The 17,593-nt window shown below is 43.8% G+C and carries 11 protein-coding genes and 1 pseudogene; all 12 read right to left on the bottom strand.

Going from position 1 to position 17,593, the window contains the following annotated elements:
- Positions 1-28 precede the first annotated feature (28 nt).
- Positions 29-400, bottom strand: coding sequence for a lysozyme inhibitor LprI family protein (locus ACL9RG_RS11315; RefSeq protein WP_422792714.1), 372 nt, complete (start codon positions 398-400; stop codon positions 29-31).
- Between the two features lie 659 nt (positions 401-1,059).
- The gene (locus ACL9RG_RS11310; RefSeq protein ID WP_422792842.1) at positions 1,060-1,281 is read right to left on the bottom strand and encodes a glucosaminidase domain-containing protein; all 222 of its coding nucleotides are present in this window, start codon (positions 1,279-1,281) and stop codon (positions 1,060-1,062) included.
- A gap of 305 nt (positions 1,282-1,586) precedes the next feature.
- Positions 1,587-2,243, bottom strand: a complete 657-nt coding sequence (locus tag ACL9RG_RS11305; protein ID WP_422792713.1) for a hypothetical protein — start codon at positions 2,241-2,243, stop codon at positions 1,587-1,589.
- A gap of 145 nt (positions 2,244-2,388) precedes the next feature.
- Positions 2,389-5,208, bottom strand: coding sequence for an N-acetylglucosaminidase (locus tag ACL9RG_RS11300; protein WP_422792712.1), 2,820 nt, complete (start codon positions 5,206-5,208; stop codon positions 2,389-2,391).
- Positions 5,209-5,359: 151 nt separating this feature from the next.
- Complete coding sequence (locus ACL9RG_RS11295) at positions 5,360-5,812, bottom strand: DUF3828 domain-containing protein (protein ID WP_422792711.1); 453 nt, start codon at positions 5,810-5,812, stop codon at positions 5,360-5,362.
- A 30-nt stretch (positions 5,813-5,842) separates the two neighbouring features.
- A pseudogene (locus ACL9RG_RS11290) lies at positions 5,843-6,652 on the bottom strand (DUF2345 domain-containing protein); the annotation flags it as partial.
- A gap of 86 nt (positions 6,653-6,738) precedes the next feature.
- Positions 6,739-7,599, bottom strand: coding sequence for a hypothetical protein (locus tag ACL9RG_RS11285; RefSeq protein WP_422792710.1), 861 nt, complete (start codon positions 7,597-7,599; stop codon positions 6,739-6,741).
- Complete coding sequence (locus ACL9RG_RS11280; protein WP_422792709.1) at positions 7,596-10,478, bottom strand: hypothetical protein; 2,883 nt, start codon at positions 10,476-10,478, stop codon at positions 7,596-7,598. The genes ACL9RG_RS11285 and ACL9RG_RS11280 overlap by 4 nt, the downstream gene beginning before the upstream one ends.
- A 14-nt stretch (positions 10,479-10,492) precedes the next feature.
- The gene (locus ACL9RG_RS11275) at positions 10,493-12,850 is read right to left on the bottom strand and encodes a type VI secretion system Vgr family protein (RefSeq protein WP_422792708.1); all 2,358 of its coding nucleotides are present in this window, start codon (positions 12,848-12,850) and stop codon (positions 10,493-10,495) included.
- Positions 12,851-13,121: 271 nt separating this feature from the next.
- Entirely contained in the window at positions 13,122-14,768 is a 1,647-nt protein-coding gene (locus ACL9RG_RS11270; protein ID WP_422792841.1) for an OmpA family protein, read from the bottom strand.
- A complete protein-coding gene (gene tssL, locus ACL9RG_RS11265) occupies positions 14,768-15,439 on the bottom strand; it encodes a type VI secretion system protein TssL, short form (RefSeq protein WP_422792707.1) in 672 nt (223 codons plus the stop codon). Before tssL ends, ACL9RG_RS11270 begins: the two co-directional genes overlap by 1 nt.
- Positions 15,436-16,785, bottom strand: a complete 1,350-nt coding sequence (gene tssK / locus ACL9RG_RS11260; protein ID WP_422792706.1) for a type VI secretion system baseplate subunit TssK — start codon at positions 16,783-16,785, stop codon at positions 15,436-15,438. Before tssK ends, tssL begins: the two co-directional genes overlap by 4 nt.
- Positions 16,786-17,593: the final 808 nt, after the last annotated feature.

The following is a 17,593-nucleotide window of genomic DNA, read 5'->3' as shown; positions in this document are numbered from 1 at the left end:
AATCCTTCTAATAAATCGCTCCTATTATTTAATTATTTTCCTTCAAATACTTTATCCGGTCATTCGTTTTATTAAGAAGGCATTGTGTATATATGCTTTGAAACCCCGTTCCTTTTTTTGATTCGTATGTTTCATAATTACAATCTGCATCTCGCATTTTAATCCATATTTGTTGCGATCTCTTTAAAAAAACATTACGAGAGTCACTTTCACCATAAAATTCACCGCCTTCCTCTTTATATTCCTTAACTTGATATTTATATAAATTATTTAACTCTTGATCTAACTTAATGTATGTATTTTTAATATTAATATAATTTTCCTGCTCATCCTGAGACATGGCGCATACAAATAAAGGCACTACTCCTATAACAATGATAAATTTTTCTATTATTTTCATTATAAACATCCTGTTATTAAATTAAAAACTTAGATGAACTAGAGTTTTCAATGTAGTACTATTAAGTCCTCTAGTAAAATTGGACATTAAAAAATCAAGGTGCTCAGGAGTACTCAATCAGTTTTAGCAAAGCTAAAAAAATCATTATGAAAAACAGATGAATTTTTATTTGAAATAGTTGTTATTTTTTGCATTAAACTTTCACCCTACCATTATTACTGGTTGTATATTCTGCTTTCGCCACCATTAAACAAAGCATATCGCCCATCTCAACACCCTGCTCACAAAGTCATTTTATTGGTCATTATTATTACCGTCAGATGGGGCGATGCCGGTGTCTGTCGGCATTAAACGATTAGATTTAACCCAACCTTCGATATCCTTACCTTCTTTAGTAAAATATATAACATATGTATATCCGCCGTAATCTGCATAGGCATTCACCAAATCTTCAGGAATGATAAATATATTGTTATTCGTACATCTTTCACTTGGCGCATTATGAAAGTAAACGCGCCTTTTTCCTGCAACCTTATACCCTGACTCATCACTAGGTATTATTACTCTTTCAGCATCTGCTTTAGATGAAATATTAGAACAAAAAACCTCTGCATGAGAAAAAAATGATGTTAGGAAAATAAATAATGCAAGTGCAATTTTTATTTTATAAGCCCCTGATTTTTCATGACGGAAATTAAAGAGTTTGCATAATTTGGATCTGTCGCATAACCTGCTTTTTGTAAGCCTTTAGCCCATTCAATTGGGTCGACACTGTTAAATAAGAAAGGATGCCTTCGGTTTTTTTGAAAAAATACAGCTCTCCCATTAATACTTTCATAGTAATTGCTTGAGCAGTAGTTATTTCCGCTGGTACACGTGATGATTTTTCATTCCTTTTGGCCTCTGTAAAAAAAAGTTACGAATTCTTTTTCTGTGATCCTACCAATAACTTAACTTTGGGTATTAGAACTCCCATAAACCTTAACGGATGCATATGCCACAGTTCTGGCCCCAGTTTCTCCGTTGTCACCTCTGCATCCAGGCCATCTTATCGATAAAGTCTTCGCTGTACGTTTTCCAGCCCGGAGCATATATATTTAACTAAGTCAGAAAAGGTCTGCCAGATACTGTAAGAATGTGCTATTCAATAATCTGAAGTCATAACAATTGTTTATGATAGCGTATTTTATGGCCCAATGGGATAATCTTCAAATAGTATCGATTGAACGTTGTTAAATGTGTCTAGGCAAAATGTTAACCGCATATCAAAATACTGAAAATAATTGCACTTATTTTCAGTATCAGCTTTACTATTCCTTCCATACTTTGAGATGACTTTATTCCAACTATCACCTACCGATATACCACGGATAGTTTTATACTGTCTATCGACCAACGTAATACCTGATACATAGGTATCATTATACCCCAGCCTTTTTTCCATTACTTTGTTTGTTTGAGATATGGTTATATATACCCCAGAAAAATCAATATTCCAAGACTCAAACCCTTTATAAAAACCATGATTATCTGGGTCAGATACGCTAATCTTATTGTTGTTTATCCAGTTATCCATATCTTTCGTCGTCTTTCCCAAGAGACGTGTTTTTTCTTTTCCGAGCATCAGTGAGAAATCGATATAGTCTAAACCATTATATTTTTCATTATCGGGGATGATGTTTTTATTTCTTACCCAACCATCAATAACATGACCATTTTTATTTATATAATTTACGTATGAAAAACCTCCAAACTCCCTATACTTTAAGATCTTGTCATTTTTTATTATGAAAATATTTGTTTTACATCCCTCTTGCGGGGAAGAATAAAAATAAGTTTTCACATTCAATTGAACTTTTTTTGCTCTGGCTCTGGAGTTTTATTATATGAATAAAAAATCTTATTTTCTATGCAACTTGCAGCAGCATAAAAATTAAACCCAAATAATATAAGAAGCAACAAACACAATAACAGCTTATTATATCGAATCACTGAGCACTCTCCTTATAAACAGGAATATCGAAATATAACTCTTTATTATATTCATGATAATCGCCACAAATTTCATACATTCTAGTGACAATATGACTTGGCCAATTCACTGCTGTCGCATATTGATGTAACGAAGGGCTAGATGGATTCCAACGCATTTTATAAAGTGTATTTTGTTTCTTATTAACAAACTTCTGTGAGATCCATCCTGCTCCTCCTCTGATGGCTAATTCCGGGGTAAACCATCCGCGAGAGTAGGCGGCTGCTTTACCTCCACCGACAGCATTTCCATCTACAGCTGCAATTCCAAACATATTATAAACTTTTCTTGACTCCTGATGATTATATGAGAATAGAGATCCTTTGCCCAGTACACTGGTCCCATTACCAGTTTCAATGGCAGCATGTGCTGCAAGGTAGCACTCATTGATATTAAAATCATGGGCAGCTTGAATAAATGCTGCCGCAGTGCCATCGAGAGAACCCTTTCCTTTCAAAAAATCATTTAATAACTCAACCGATATTCCCATCGGTTTGTCTATTTCAAGAAATTGAAGCATTTGTATATTACTAAATAAGTTTGAGGGTTTTATTTCTTGAGTTACTTCTCCCCGAGTAGCATTCCTCAAAATTCCCCATTTAGGAGCAGCATTCCCAGGAATACTCATTTGCTTATTTATTGCTTCATCAAGTGTGTAATCATATCGGGTGTGTTTTATAATGTACCTTTGTAATTGCCGAATAGCCCCCAAAAACATCAACGGATGCATATGCCACAGCTCTGGCCCTAGTTTCTCCGTCGTCACCTCCTGCATCCACGCCATCTTATCGAGAAAGTCTTCGCTGTACGTTTTCCAGCCTGGTGCCTCTTTCTTCAGTTCGTTCAGGAACGTCTGCCAAATACCGTCTTCCTTTTTATGGAACCAGTCACTCGGATGCCTGACTATTATTTTGTACAACTCATGTATATATGATGGGTTATGGATCGCACGGCGATATTCTTCCGGGGAATATTTACCCTGCGGGTGGCCGTCAATCTTATCCAGCAGCCGCTGGTAATTGTGCGAGACCAAGGCATGACTGACGCGTAAGTCGATTGTCGCGTGATGCAATAACTGTTCATAAATACTGCGCACCAGCCCTTTTGGCTGCGTTTTGCCGTTCAGGTGGTCAAAGCTGTCTGGGTTATCTTTAATCAGGGTGAATCCGAGTTTAGCCAAATCATACTGCGACAGTCTTTCAGGCGTTTTCTCACTTTTCAGGACATAGCCTTCCTTCAGCTGGTAATACTCCTCAAGGCCTGCCTTGTTTTTGTGGGATTCCACCGGTACTTTTGCCAATGGCAGAATAGCGCTTCCCCTGGTTACCCTCTCCTCCTTGCTAAAGGTGCCGGTCTTCGTTTCTTTTTTGTATAGCGCCAGTCCCGGTAAATATTTCAGGTACAGCGGGTTATCATGTCCCACCTTCTCTGGGTTAGTCAGGAAAGTAGGTAGATTGTCATCCATGCTAAAACATTCGATATGCACCTGATAACGGGATTCATATCCCCCGTCCTTCGGCACCTGGCAATAACCCAGATGGCCGACCGCGTCACCGGCATGAATAGGATAAGGCGTCGGACACACAATCCGGTCATACTGCATTACATCACTCGAAGGCACCTGTAAATGCGACCACCAGGCAGGTTGAACTAACTCCTCCTCGACCAATTTGATATTATTGTTATCGACCAGTATCCAATATTGCTCGCCTTCCGTTAGGGTTGTTTTTACTCCTTTTTTCTTCATTGCTTCCGTCAGCCCTTTAAACCTCACTAACCCGTAATCACGCTGGTTGAAAGCCCGAGTACGAAGATTGCCATCTTTGTCATCCCACTCTATCAATGCCCCCTTGGGCATGACCCCGGCGCGGTGAGTGTGGCTGTGACTAGCGGACAATAGCCATTCTGGCTGGTAAACCGTGAGCGTATCCTGAACGGCCCACAATGGGGTAGTATCTGGTGTTTGATAGGCAGAATGCGGTGCCAGATGCATATACAGCGTATAGAAATGCAGGCCACTTTTTGCCGTTTTCCCCGGCTGGATATAATGACGGACTAATAAGAAAGAGCCTGAAAAACTCAGCGCCCCGTTTCCCCATTTAATCGGCAGATAATCCTGACAAACGCGATAAGCCACAACATCACCGTCAGCCATGCAACGGACGAACTGCTCACCCGTATAAGACACCGGGAAATCGACCTTTTCGAATATCGACTTTCCGCTTAGGGCGCACCACAGCGTAGTCGCGTTGGTGATGTGTATCCCGCCGTGCCACATCCCGTTGCGGCCAATCATATACAGCCCGGTGGATTCGCCGTCCAGATGCGAAAGAATCTCGTCAAGCTGAGTAAAATCACTGCCCTTCTTATTCTTGGGTATCGGGTAGCCAATAGTTATATTATGGGAAGTATCCTTTACTTCGGTGTTACGGGCTTTATTATTGTTATACCGATAAAGTATAAATGCTGGTTTGATATTGCGATATGAGGGGCCAGGATAGAAACCTTTATATTGAACGAAATCAGACACCCAATGTAAGCCATTGAACATGGCTATATGTCCATCCGGATGACCTGCTATTGGTTGAATAACAACGACATCACCAGCTTGCTGCCCTGGGATCACAAGAGAGGTAAATTCAGCCTTACCCGCCCCCGAGTGTGTAAATATAGGGTCAAATCCCTTTTCTTGTAGCGATGGGCCGTAATCACATGCCGAAGCTAGAGTTCTTATTCTTGGAACAGGTATTTTTATCCCCCCCGCTTCTAGCGCCAATCGAACGTATGCCGCACATCGTGAAAGGCCATATCTAAGATGAGGATCTATTTTTTCCTTGAATCGGCGGGCATTATCCTTGGCAATAATGTCAGCATTTGAATTTAAAACAGAAATTCCTTTTTTATATCAAACATTTTCCCCACCATCTTTACTGGTTACATATCCCACTTTCTCTGCCATCAAATTCAACAGAATCCAGCATCCATCTCTTATGCTGTTTTATAAGATGCACTGTGAAAGAGGACATGCTCTTTCCATATCCCAAGTCCACTCGATAAGCAGCAACGTGACTATTTATTGATATTTCTTTCGTATTTATATTATTTTCCCATTCAGGACATATATCTTGAGAGTGCGTAAAATAGTCCGTACCAGAATTATTTGCATTTCCCAATATTTTGAGATGTTTGGTCGTGTAGGTATCCACAGCTTGATGCGACTTTTTCAAACCCTCTTTAACGTCTGGCATATTCCATGCTGTCAAATAATCATGATAAAAATTCCTCACAATATTTTCAGGTGATGACGCATTCCTATTTGCGGCAAAAGGCGCATTAGATAAAAACAATAAGCAACATAAACAAAACGCTTTCTTTAACATTAGCCACTCCAAGCATACGAATGAGTTAAATCAATCATTGAACGATTTACTGGTGACTTGATGCATTTCGGAAATCTCAGTCACACTAAAATTATCGGTTTCATTGGGTAGGTCAGCTCCCGACCCCGGCACCAGATAATTAGCCGCTTTAACAATAAAATCGCCTCCCGAGCCGTGTTCTATTCCGCTTGAACTCAGTTTGAGGTAGGAATCGCCGCCGTTTAGGGTCAACGTTTTGGGGGTGCTGATGACGATTTCATCATCACTGCTGGTGATGGTGACTTGTTGCTCAGCAAACAGTGCCATTGTGTTGTGCTGAGCCTGGATTTCTATATCACCTTGATTGGCAACAAGCTTTTCTCCCGCCTTATGCACAAATATCCCCAATGCTTTTTCTACCATCACAGACAGATTTTTCATGCTGCCAATATCGAGGTGCTGGCCGGCGTTAATCATGGTGTTGCCAGAACTACTCAACTGCAGGTGTTCACCAGAGGTGAAGGCCATGCCTTGCGGCGCACTTGCCAGTAACACGGCTGATTGCAAACCTGACAGGCGGTCGTTAACCAGATTAATTTGCTTCTGTATATCTGATACCAATGCGCCATCCCGTTCTGCGGCATCATTCAGGGCCTGTATTTCGCTATTAGCCTGGTTAATTTGGTTAACCGCCGGGGCCATTTCCAGCATCGCACCTTGCGCTTTTAGTTGTTCATCCGCCGTCAGGAAAAGACCTTTGGCTGCACGGATCGCACCAAACTCATCAGTACGCAGTTCAAAACCGGTTCCACGTTGTTCGCGCACGTTATTGACCAGATGACCCATATTAAGCTGACTTTTACGTCACAATATCCCTACCTCTAGCTTTAATTACCTCATTTAAATAGTTCGTAAAACTATTTAAAGATAGCGAGTGTCAAGAAAAATCATTTAACTAAGGTATCAGCCTTAACCCATGCAACGAGAGGCGTGCCCTTTGCATTAATGTAACCAATATTTACCCATCTATTATCAGGTGAACTTTGTATTACCTTCACCTTATCTCCTGATACCAAGTAAGCTTTGGTCCGACTGTTATTATCTGAAGCAGAAAATAAATATGTTTTTTTTATAATAGTTTTTTCCGAACTGATTCCTCCTAAGTATTTAATAATGCATTCACTCACCAATTCTTTTGATACCTTATTAACCTTTATTAACTCCTGGTACACATTTATATTTTTTTTATCTGGCATATCACATCTCAAATAATTTCTCACTGTAGTTTCATTAAGTAACGGTAGATTATCTTTAATACTATTTATTGTGGGGCGCAAAGAAAGGAAGTCGAACGTTTCAGCCCCTGGCGAATTAGAACTTGCTAACACATCTTCATTTTTTTTCCAATTATATCCACAAACTTCACCATCCCAGTCACTAACGAAACAACCATTTTTCATATCAACAACACTGCAATGAGCTTTATCAATATACTCTCTCTTTCCATCCACTGAATCTAAATACCCCCCTGATATGCTAGTTACAACTAAATACTCTCCAGATGGAGAGACTCTAGATGAACCATCTTCAGTGAAATAACGGCCCTTTATACTCAGATCAATCGGGTCTCTACCATCTTTAAATGATAGTTTTTTCCATGCGTATGGATCATAATTCTCTCCAGTTTTTTTATCGGAAAAAATTAATTCCGTTCCAATAGGTGAAGTTATTATAACATCAGAAAAAGCTACTGATGAAATAGCCACTGACAGAAAAGCAATAATTTTTAATAAAAATTTTAATTTCATAATTTAGCCTTTAGCGAATTAAACCTACCTACTGAATTAGTCATTACTCTTGTTAACTTATATTCTTCCAATAAATTCTTTTCGTTTTTACTGAAATCACTCCCCCACTGTGCTGGATCATGATTAACTTGCGGGTTATTTTTGTAAAAGTTATCCACGGCTTTTTTGAAATCCCTCACTACATTACCTGGCCGATTTACTGAATGATCTAAAACGACGGCTCTTCCAAATTTACTTTTAACAAAATATTTTATTTTTTTGTTAGATACTACAATCTTATTTTCAGCAAGATGAAGTCTGTCAATAAAATCTAGTATTTGAAGATCAATATACTCAGGAAGTAAAAGCACCTTCACTAATGCGGCAAGAGGTTTATTATGCACAACATGTCCATAAGTCTCCTCACTACAGCCCTTTCTTATTAATACTTTCAAGTCAATAGCAGTTATTTTCTTACCATTAGTAAGTATGGCATCGTTATAATAAATAGTTGCTGACGAGCCAGTTCCTTCAACAGTCCAACCACAATTCACCGCATATCTATTGTATAACTCGGGATGTAAAGTTTTAAATATTGAAAATTGTATAGACAGTTCACCTTTCCCTCTAAAATCAATAACAGGACTAGAGTTGGGATTAAAGGTATCCTTAACGGTTTTCTGCATAGCACCAGCAGTAATTACTTCACTATCGTAGGATTGTATGGCATCCATATTTCCCTCATTCTCTGACATTGCGATAAGTATTTCCTTCTCATCCAATGTCACTTTCCCTTTAGAAGCAAGAAAATCCCAACGAGAATAATCTTTCAGGCTTATCTCACCTTTATAAATCGGTCCGTAAACCGCCCCATATCTAGTGACTTTAAATTTATCAGCATATATATTTTCGCAATCACATAATTGATGTTTTATCGCCTCTAAAAACACCACCGGATGCATGTGCCATGGCTCGGCCCCCATCTCCGGCACGTCCTTCATCCATTTCATTTGTTCAATAAACGTTTCCGTGTACGTTTTCCACTGCGGTGCATCTTTAGTCAGCGTCTCCAGATACGTTTTCCACAGCGGATCATCCTTGCCGTAATACCATTCACTGCTGTGTTTGGCGATAATACGGTACAGATGGTCTCGGTATGACACATTGTGGATCGCCTGAATGTACTCTTCTTCTGAATAGTGGCCATCTTTATTGGTATCTATCAGTTCCAGCAGCCGTTTATAATTATATTCGTTCAACACATGACTGGTACGGGTTTCATCTTTTGCTGCGTTATACATCTGCTCCAGGATACCCTTTACTATGTTATCAGGATGTTTTATACCGTCTATCAGGTCAAAACTCTCTGGAGCCTTATCCAGGGTAACAAAACCTAGTTCACCTAACGCATACTGTGACACTTTCTGCACACTTGACGCGGCCAGCCAGCCGTTTTCTTTGTGTATCTGGTAATAGGCGGCTTGTCCGTCCTTGTCTTCCACCGGCACTTTTGAACGTGTCACAATACCCTGTGTCCGGGTTTTGCGGGTACTGTCCACCATTTGCCCCTCGGCATTTTTGGTAAACAGCGTCGCACTTTCCGGATACTTGATAAACGCAGGCTCTTGTTCCCCTACTTTCTCTGGGTTGGTCAGAAACGTCGGCAATTTCTCGTCCATGCTCAGGCACTCAATATGTACCTGATAACGTGAACGCTTACCGTTCTCTTCTGGTAACTGATAAAAACCCATATGCCCAATGCTGTCACCGGCGCTAATAGCAATAGGTGTCAGTGGTTTGACTACCTCACCAAACACTGGCTGGCTGCCAGAAGTCGCTTGAGCAGGTGTCAGACTGTCACCGTCAGACACGACCCAGACTCGATTACCTTTTTTCATCTTACCCACATCCCGGCCTAGCGTGACCAGACTGAAAGTATTCGGCGTGTCCTCCGGGTCTTTTCCGGGACGTGTCACCTGCTGCGCCTTATTATCAGGCTCATACGTTAATGGGAAACCCGCGGCCAATTTACCCGCTATTTTTCTTTGCAGTACATCCTCGCGGCTCAGGTAATACGACCAGTCTGTACGAGAGGTACAATTCACCATATCGGTGGGCTGAGTGCCATAAGCCGGAGCACATTTCGTCCACCATGACGGCACCGGCACGGAAGATACAGCTTTCAGGGCGCCCTGATCGGACACCGTCCAGATTTTCGTTCCCGCCTTCAGAGCGACGCCTGCTGCGTTCTTCGTCTCAACGGTAAGGGTCACTTCAGTAAACTGACGGTGGTCACTCGCACGAGATATAATATTGTCGCTCAGGGTCACACGGGTATCTTTAACCAGTGAACCTGCGGCAGCACCTGCCTGAGTGTTTTCTGCACTTGTGTAATAGCGCTGAGAGCCAGTCGTCTTGCGGTTAAGATCTCCCCCTTGTCGTTCATAGGCGCTAGAAGGGGCTAAATTCATGTACAGGGTATAAAACGTCAAGCCACTGGCGGCTGTATCCCCCGGCTGAACATAGTGTTTTACCAACACAAATGATGTTGAAAGATAAAGCTTTTCACCCCGCCACGTGATAGCTGCGCTTGCATAATCCTTACAGACGCGCCAGGCAATAATCTCGCCATCTGCCATGCAGCGAATAAACTGTTCCCCTTTATAGGGTAAATTGTTGTAGTAGGCTTTCTCAGCGTCACTGTCAGTGCTCAGAGCACACCACGGGATGGTCGCATCTGAAATATGAATGCCTCCATGCCACATCCCCTGACTTCCCACCAGATACTGCCCCGAGCTTTCACCGCCAAGTTTTGACAATAGTTCTTCTGCCGAAGAAAAAGCATGGCCGTTTTTGTTCGACGGTACCGGATAGCTGAATTTTGGTAATTTTGCGGACATATATCACTTCCCTGTTATTCACTGGCCCATTTAGCAGAGTTTTTTGTTGTGATCTTAATTTCAGTTTTTTTAAAATCTGGCGTCTCCAGTGGTAAACTGCCCCCCGACCCCGGTACCAGATAATTAGCCGCTTTAACAATAAAATCGCCTGCTGAGCCGTGTTCTATTCCGCTTGAACTCAGTTTGAGGTAGGAACCGCCGCCGTTTAGCGTCAACGTTTTTGGTGTGCTGATGACGATTTCATCATCACTGCTGGTGATGGTGACTTGTTGCTCAGCAAACAGTGCCATTGTGTTGTGCTGAGCCTGGATTTCTATATCACCTTGATTGGCAACCAGCTTTGCTCCCGCCTTATGCACAAATATCCCCAATGCTTTTTCTACCATCACAGACAGATTTTTCATGCTGCCAATATCGAGGTGCTGGCCGGCGTTAATCATAGTATTGCCAGAACTGCTCAACTGCAGGTGTTCGCCAGAGGTGAAGGCCATGCCTTGCGGCGCACTTGCCAGCAACACAGCTGATTGCAAACCTGACAGGCGGTCGTTAACCAGATTAATTTGCTTCTGTATATCTGATACCAATGCGCCAGCCCGTTCTGCGGCATCATTCAGGGCCTGCATTTCGCTATTCGCCTGGTTAATTTGGTTAACCGCCGGGGCCATTTCCAGCATCGCACCTTGTGCTTTTAGTTGTTCATCCGCCGTCAGGAAAAGACCTTTGGCTGCACGGATCGCACCAAACTCATCAGTACGCAGTTCAAAACCGGTTCCACGTTGTTCGCGCACGTTATTGACCAGATGGCCCATGTTAAGCTGACTTTTACCGAATTCAGTGGCAAGTTTGATGTGCTCTTCCTGCCGCTTATCTTCCATCCTCAGCTTATTATTTGCAGGCGTGCGCCAAATATTGCGGGTGTGATTGTCGCTGGTAACATGGTCAGGATGTTCAGAGTCATGCTGGGCAAAGGCGATATAAGGCCGGTCCGGATCGCCACTGTCAAAAATAACCGAAACCTCCGTACCATCAAGCAAAGGCGCATGCCAGCCATAGGTGTCACCGGCATAGGGTTTTGCCATCCGCAGCCAGAGATACGCATAGCCTTGCTCCGCGTTGCTACGGTCAAAATCAAGCTTCACGCGGTAACGGCCTTGATTATCCAGCCAGGCATAGGTATCGCCTTTCTGAGTACTTTCTACTCTGGCAGGCAGAGAGCCAGAAATCACGGGCCGTTTCAGTAACGGCGGGCGATAACACACTATTTCACTGTAGGGAATACCGGTAAATTTGAGCCGAAAACTGCTTTTACGTGAGCCACTACAGTGAACAGTTGTAATAACTATCCCATCTTGCAGGCCATCTGGCAGAATACCATCGGTTTCTAATACTTGGCCGGGAGACAGTTCGGGACTCGTGGCGCGACCAGTGACGGTATATTGATTGTTAAGAATACGCTCATGACGCAGCCGGGCATAAAACGCGCCGTCTTCCGGATTTTCTAACGCCCCTTCGGATAAAAAGGGCTCCGCATAGTGGTAGGTTTCGCCGATGGTGATCCCTTCCGGGCCGCTGACAGTTTCCGTGCTGTCCTGCGGAGTTAGTGCCTGACGATAATTATAATCGCGGGTGGCAACGCTGCCGCTGACTACATTATGTGCGGTGCGTATATCCCAGACGCTCTCCTGCCCGCTGTCGCTCATTCCTGCGGGATTACGTAATGGCAATGTCAGACCAAACTCGTATTGCTCCTGCGTATCCTGAAATATCACAACATCCTGCTCTAAGCGGCTGTCCATTTCGAAACGCCAGAAAATACCGACTTCAGCCAGTAAACGCTGCACAAATGCCAGGTCATCTTCCCGCCATTGAGTAATCAGTTCCCGCGCAGGATATTCACGCGACAGGCGAAACTCGAAGTCCGGGCCTTCAAGACCGTGCTTACGCAGCACTTGCTCCACCACTTCTGTCACTGACTGGTTTAGGTAAATCTCACTACTTTTGCTATGCCGTAGCAGCGCGATACGCGGTACTAATCTCAATGAATAATGGGTTTCATCTGCCGAGGTTGAGATACGGCAGAAAGACTGCACCACGCCATAAACAGTACGTACCGGGGTCGCTGGCACACCAGTAAACATCGGGGTCTGAAATGTGAATGATGCGGGTTTGAGCAATAACGTGTCGCAGGCGATATCCGCCGCTGGGCTGGTGACTGAAACGTTATAGTACCAAGGCTGACTCAGAGCGTGTTCCGCATGAAAGTTCAGAACATCCAAAAAATGCAAACAGCCATGTACATCTATGCGATAACGAGATTGTCCTAAAAGCTGCTTTACCGAGCTGACTGCATTATTTATCACCGAATCACTCATTTACTACCTCCTTTGACTTTGTCATCACACTCCAGAGAGATCTTCTGTTCCGGCGGTTTCAAGCCCCCGTACTTAGGGATAATTTCCGCATCAGCACAACCATGATTTCGGAGGTGCTGTAAAACAGCAGGCTGACTTTCCATATTCATGCTCTCTTTCATACTGAGGCACGCTACCGCCCATCGCTGTTAACCAAAGCGCACAAGGTCATAAGGGCGAAAGATGAAAGTTACTTTGGTGATCCCCATACTGCGTGATCACCAAAAACACACTATTGGCTGGCGTTCGCCAGACAGGCATTCGCCTGCGGCACCAGACTTATTTCGACCCGGCGATTAAGTGCACGACCTTCGGGGGTATCATTACTGGCTATCGGTTGTGTCGCACCATAGCCTTGTACGGCGAAACAGGTTGGTGACACATCGCTGGTAGATAACATCCAGTCACGAAGCGCTTCTGCCCGTTTGAGTGACAATGTCTGATTTGCCTGTGCATTGCCGGTAATGTCAGTGTGTCCTGCTACTACAATCAGCCATCCCGGCTTGGCTTTGATGCCAATCAGCGCATTGACTAACATTTTGGTACTGTCAGGTTTGAGCTGGAACTTACCTACATCAAACAACGAGAGGCTATCCAGGCGGATAGTTGTTGGAGCCTGAGTCGGCTCGGGAGGAGTTTCCACTACTGAAGGTGCGGGACCAATATAGGTGTCAATCGCTTGTTGCAAAGCTAGCCACAAATGTTGACCAGAATATAATCCCAGCGCTAATTTCAAGGGCTCCCCCTGCCGCTGCCAGCGCTCAAGTAACAATGTGTCTCGTTTAAGGACCGACAGTGCTTGCGCTTTCGGCTCATAATGAGACATCGGTATGGCATGCCAGCGCTGTAAATCGGTCCCTACCTGACGGATAAGGTTACGGTTATTTGCAATAGAAAAACTCAGCGCGCACAAAGCACATAACAGCAGGAGGAAAATCACGCGTCGGGTTGTTTGTCCACCCTGTAGAGGAATGGCAAAAGGCGACAATAGAGAAAGCAAAGGATCGGCAAAGCGATGGGCGTATTCGGTTAGTCCTGATATCTCTGGGAATTCAAGCTGCGCTCGATGAAGTAACCAGTGAGACCATAAAGAACCCACATCCTCACTCGGAGCACCGGATCGCAATACCACAGCCAAAGCATAAACAGGTGGGCAAAGCGGGTCAGTCTTCTCTAGCTCATCCAGTAAAATCTCACGTGTAAACGCAAAAGCCTGGCTCAGTACTGGAATTACCGTGATGTTATTTGCTTTCTGCTGCCATTCCCGCAGGGGAATGAGCGCCTCATCGACAGGGCAAACTACGGGATTATCTCCCTGAACAATGTTCCACGGCGTTTCAGGGCCGGAAAATTGGCCATTGAGGACAACAGGTATCTGGAATCCAGTGAGAGATTTCACTTGCCGAACCTGCTGACGCAATACTTTTACTGATGCCCGCAAAACAGCTTCATCTTGATGCCTGTCAGGCAAACAGGAGTACATGATAGAAAGCTGTCCTATCTGGCGAGGATAATGTGCCTGAATGTTGCGAATAACCGCGGTAAGTGCATCGAGATCACCGACGCGAAGCCAACAGCCTTGCGCCGTTTTTCTCAGTGGCTTATCAGGAAATAAGTCATCCATTCCGTCACCGCACACCAGTACTACAGGACCTAATTGATCTAAGGAGAGGAAATCGAGTGCTTGATCTGTATCAGAAAGTGGTCGACGGCGATAATAATCCAACCCCCCCAGCCGACAAAGAGCAATAACCATCACCAGCGTGACTATCCCTTTAATCCAGATGGGGATGGGAAAGAAGTACCACAGCAGCCATAACAACGCAGCAGCACTGGCGAGGAGGGGTAGCACACTGGATACGATGACGGATTTACGCATTAGTGTCGCAGCTCCGGCAATTGCGAGGACAATAATGCCTGCAGCCAAGTATGCCCTCCCCACCAAACGCTCGCGGTAAGGACAACGGCAAAAGCGATCCAAAACCAGACAGAACGCAGTAGGTTGTAGCGGCGTTTGCCCGTTCGGTGAATAACCAGGGAAAGATCGTTATGAAAAGGAGTAACTCGTTCACTGAGAGTTTTCAGCGTCTCGTCACGCAGAGTCTGACTCACTGCTTGTACGCTGTATAGTCCCTGAAACCCTAGAGATAATACTCGGTGGTAACAGGTCAATACCGCAATAATAGGCGTGGGCTGACGTAACACTTCAGCGATACGATCCCAAAGCGCTTCACCCGCATGCAAAGACCCAAAATATTTAGCTTGTAAGGGCGCGGTTCGCCAGACGAGTTGCCCGGCGTCAGTTTCCCCTTCTTTCGGCTTGCGGCTCATTACTGTTTCATCAAGTAAAGCGCATTGAGCATAAGAAATGTGTTCGATGCTGGCCTCATCGTAATTAGCGCTTACCAGAGCCTCGCGAACACTTTCGACTTGCTTACAGCACTTCTGATACAGTGCATTACCATCTGGCGTGGTAGCGCCATGCCGTAGCATGGTGACCGTAAGCCAGGTTTCTGCCATCAGTTGGTCAATATCTATTTCTTGTCTCATGAGCGTAATACCGCAAACAGTTCGAGTTCGAGTGAGCCAAGAAGAGAAGGCACATAGAACATACATACCCCCTGTTCCAGCATGTCACGAGCAGCCACGCTCTCCATATCCAATGCAAAGAACTGGTTCTCCAGACGTACCGGCAATGCAGCAGGCACTCGGCTAACCGGAATAAGAGGTATGCCTTTTAGTGCCACACTAGAAATTTCATTCACTTCATCAGGAGAACCGGCTTTACAAAGCGCGGGGAAACGTTCAGCAATCTGCCAGGCGGGAATATCGGAACGTACGGAGAGATAGAGATCCGCTTCTTCACGCAAACGAATATCGTGAAGAGATGCCCTCCATGTCTGCTCATCAGTACGTGACATTTCTAAAGCAATAACCCTGGATGGCAGGCTAGCCTCAAGTAACGCAGTAATAAGATCAAACAACGGTGGAAATGAATTACTCGGTTCTGCATGGTCATAACCTGGAATGGCATCAAGATCATGTTCAAGCGAGAAAGTCAGCATACTGCCTGCTAGTCGAGCCAGTTCTGCCCACACGTGTTCAGGGTGACGAGCGGAAAAATGCTCAAATTCGGTTAGTACTCTGGCGTGAGAATTAAGCGCATTCAACAACCAGAATAATGAAACGTCAGCGACAGCAAAGTCAGCCAGTCGTTCGTTACTCTCACGACGCATCGACATCAGGCGCTGACGACGAGAACGTAGTTGGCGGTTTAGCAGGACCAAGCGTTCACGTAATGTCGAACTGGCTGAAAATAGAGCCATTGGAGGAATAAATTGTAGATCCTGTCGCCACCCACCTTGCCCATCACGTACCAGGCGGAGTATTGGGCAGGTCTTCCAAGATTCATTACTTTCATGCTGAAAACGAAGAGATAAATTGAAACGAGCGACAGCCATCGATTCTTCTTCGGGGCCAAATGCATCGGGAATAGTGACCCATTCTTCACGGTAGCGCAGCGGTCTTTCCGTCACCGAGGACTCATGTTGAACATTGATAATGCCGGATTGCATCAGCGGTAACGCGAGTACAACAGTGACAACATCATGACCGGCAAGTTTACCAGCGTCTAATTCTCGAGGTTCTGGTGGTAAATCACTATTAAGCGTGTCAATCAGCGTACCATCTGGGAGCCAAAGCCGTAGATGACGGACCTGGATTACTCCCGAAGACAGTAAGTTCTCATCAAATTCAGCCTTTTCAACTCCCCATGGGAAAGGAGATGTTAGCGCCGACACCCCTGCACTCCTGAAAGACTCCCATTCTGATTGTTGCTGAAACTGCTGGGGAGACAGCAATGCCCCCTCATTCCATAGTGGTCGATAAATTTTCATCGGAACTCCCTTCCGTCCTACACTCAGGCGTTGTCATCACGCCGTGGATGAAACTCTTGCAAGTCATTGCTTGGTTCGTTAATTACAGCACTAAATACGTATCCACTCACGTGAGATCTATTTCTTACAAATATGGTTATTTTTTAGCATTAACTTTTTTACGTTATAATAATGAAGATTATTTCTTTCCTATTGCTATATTTTCACACTATCAGTTCCACAGACTGCCCTACTTTTTTTGATGCCTGGCAAGGCTAAAAGCCAATTTGATATTGGCGCTACCTTCACAGGCTTCACGCTAAAACCCACCACCTATGAGCACAGTTTGTGAATACGATTCGCCACATAGCTAAAAAATTTATAGAAATGCGAAATCCTTCGAATATAGATAAATACCCACTAACAGGCAAGAAATAGAAAACATATATTCCCATATTTCTTCCTCTTAAGAAAAATACCTAACTCAATATGATTACTAGATTTTCTCATTTACGAGAGTGAAATGAAAAACTATTAATACAGAGTTCATTACATGGTAACGACAAGTTCATACCTAAAGACATAAATGGGGGCGGTAATACCATGAAACATTATCACCAATAATTTAATTACATAAAAATAACAATACAACAATAAGCTCAAGGAGTTTATTGTTAAGTAATAAAAATCTTACATGGAATTAATTAAAATTAATCCTAATAAAGGTTATTCATACAAATGTAGACTTAAAAAAACAGACAAGGAAATTATCCTTTTGCCAACGTCATCGGGCCTAAGCTATACTAATTTTTAGGTACAACTAGTAAAA

It is taken from the genome of Rouxiella sp. Mn2063, assembly GCF_049319665.1.
In the GTDB taxonomy this organism is placed as follows: Bacteria; Pseudomonadota; Gammaproteobacteria; order Enterobacterales; family Enterobacteriaceae; genus JBMOUD01.
The sequence above is the reverse complement of the archived record's forward strand: the minus strand, read 5'-3'. Positions and strand labels throughout refer to the sequence as shown.

Excerpts from the sequence above, each read along its gene's own strand:
- ACL9RG_RS11315 (WP_422792714.1), bottom strand. The coding sequence starts at position 400 with ATGAAAATAATAGAAAAATTTATCATTGTTATAGGAGTAGTGCCTTTA.
- ACL9RG_RS11295 (WP_422792711.1), bottom strand. The coding sequence starts at position 5,812 with ATGTTAAAGAAAGCGTTTTGTTTATGTTGCTTATTGTTTTTATCTAAT.
- ACL9RG_RS11285 (WP_422792710.1), bottom strand. The coding sequence starts at position 7,599 with ATGAAATTAAAATTTTTATTAAAAATTATTGCTTTTCTGTCAGTGGCT.
- ACL9RG_RS11280 (WP_422792709.1), bottom strand. The coding sequence starts at position 10,478 with ATGTCCGCAAAATTACCAAAATTCAGCTATCCGGTACCGTCGAACAAA.
- ACL9RG_RS11275 (WP_422792708.1), bottom strand. The coding sequence starts at position 12,850 with ATGAGTGATTCGGTGATAAATAATGCAGTCAGCTCGGTAAAGCAGCTT.
- ACL9RG_RS11270 (WP_422792841.1), bottom strand. The coding sequence starts at position 14,768 with ATGCGTAAATCCGTCATCGTATCCAGTGTGCTACCCCTCCTCGCCAGT.
- tssL (WP_422792707.1), bottom strand. The coding sequence starts at position 15,439 with ATGAGACAAGAAATAGATATTGACCAACTGATGGCAGAAACCTGGCTT.
- tssK (WP_422792706.1), bottom strand. The coding sequence starts at position 16,785 with ATGAAAATTTATCGACCACTATGGAATGAGGGGGCATTGCTGTCTCCC.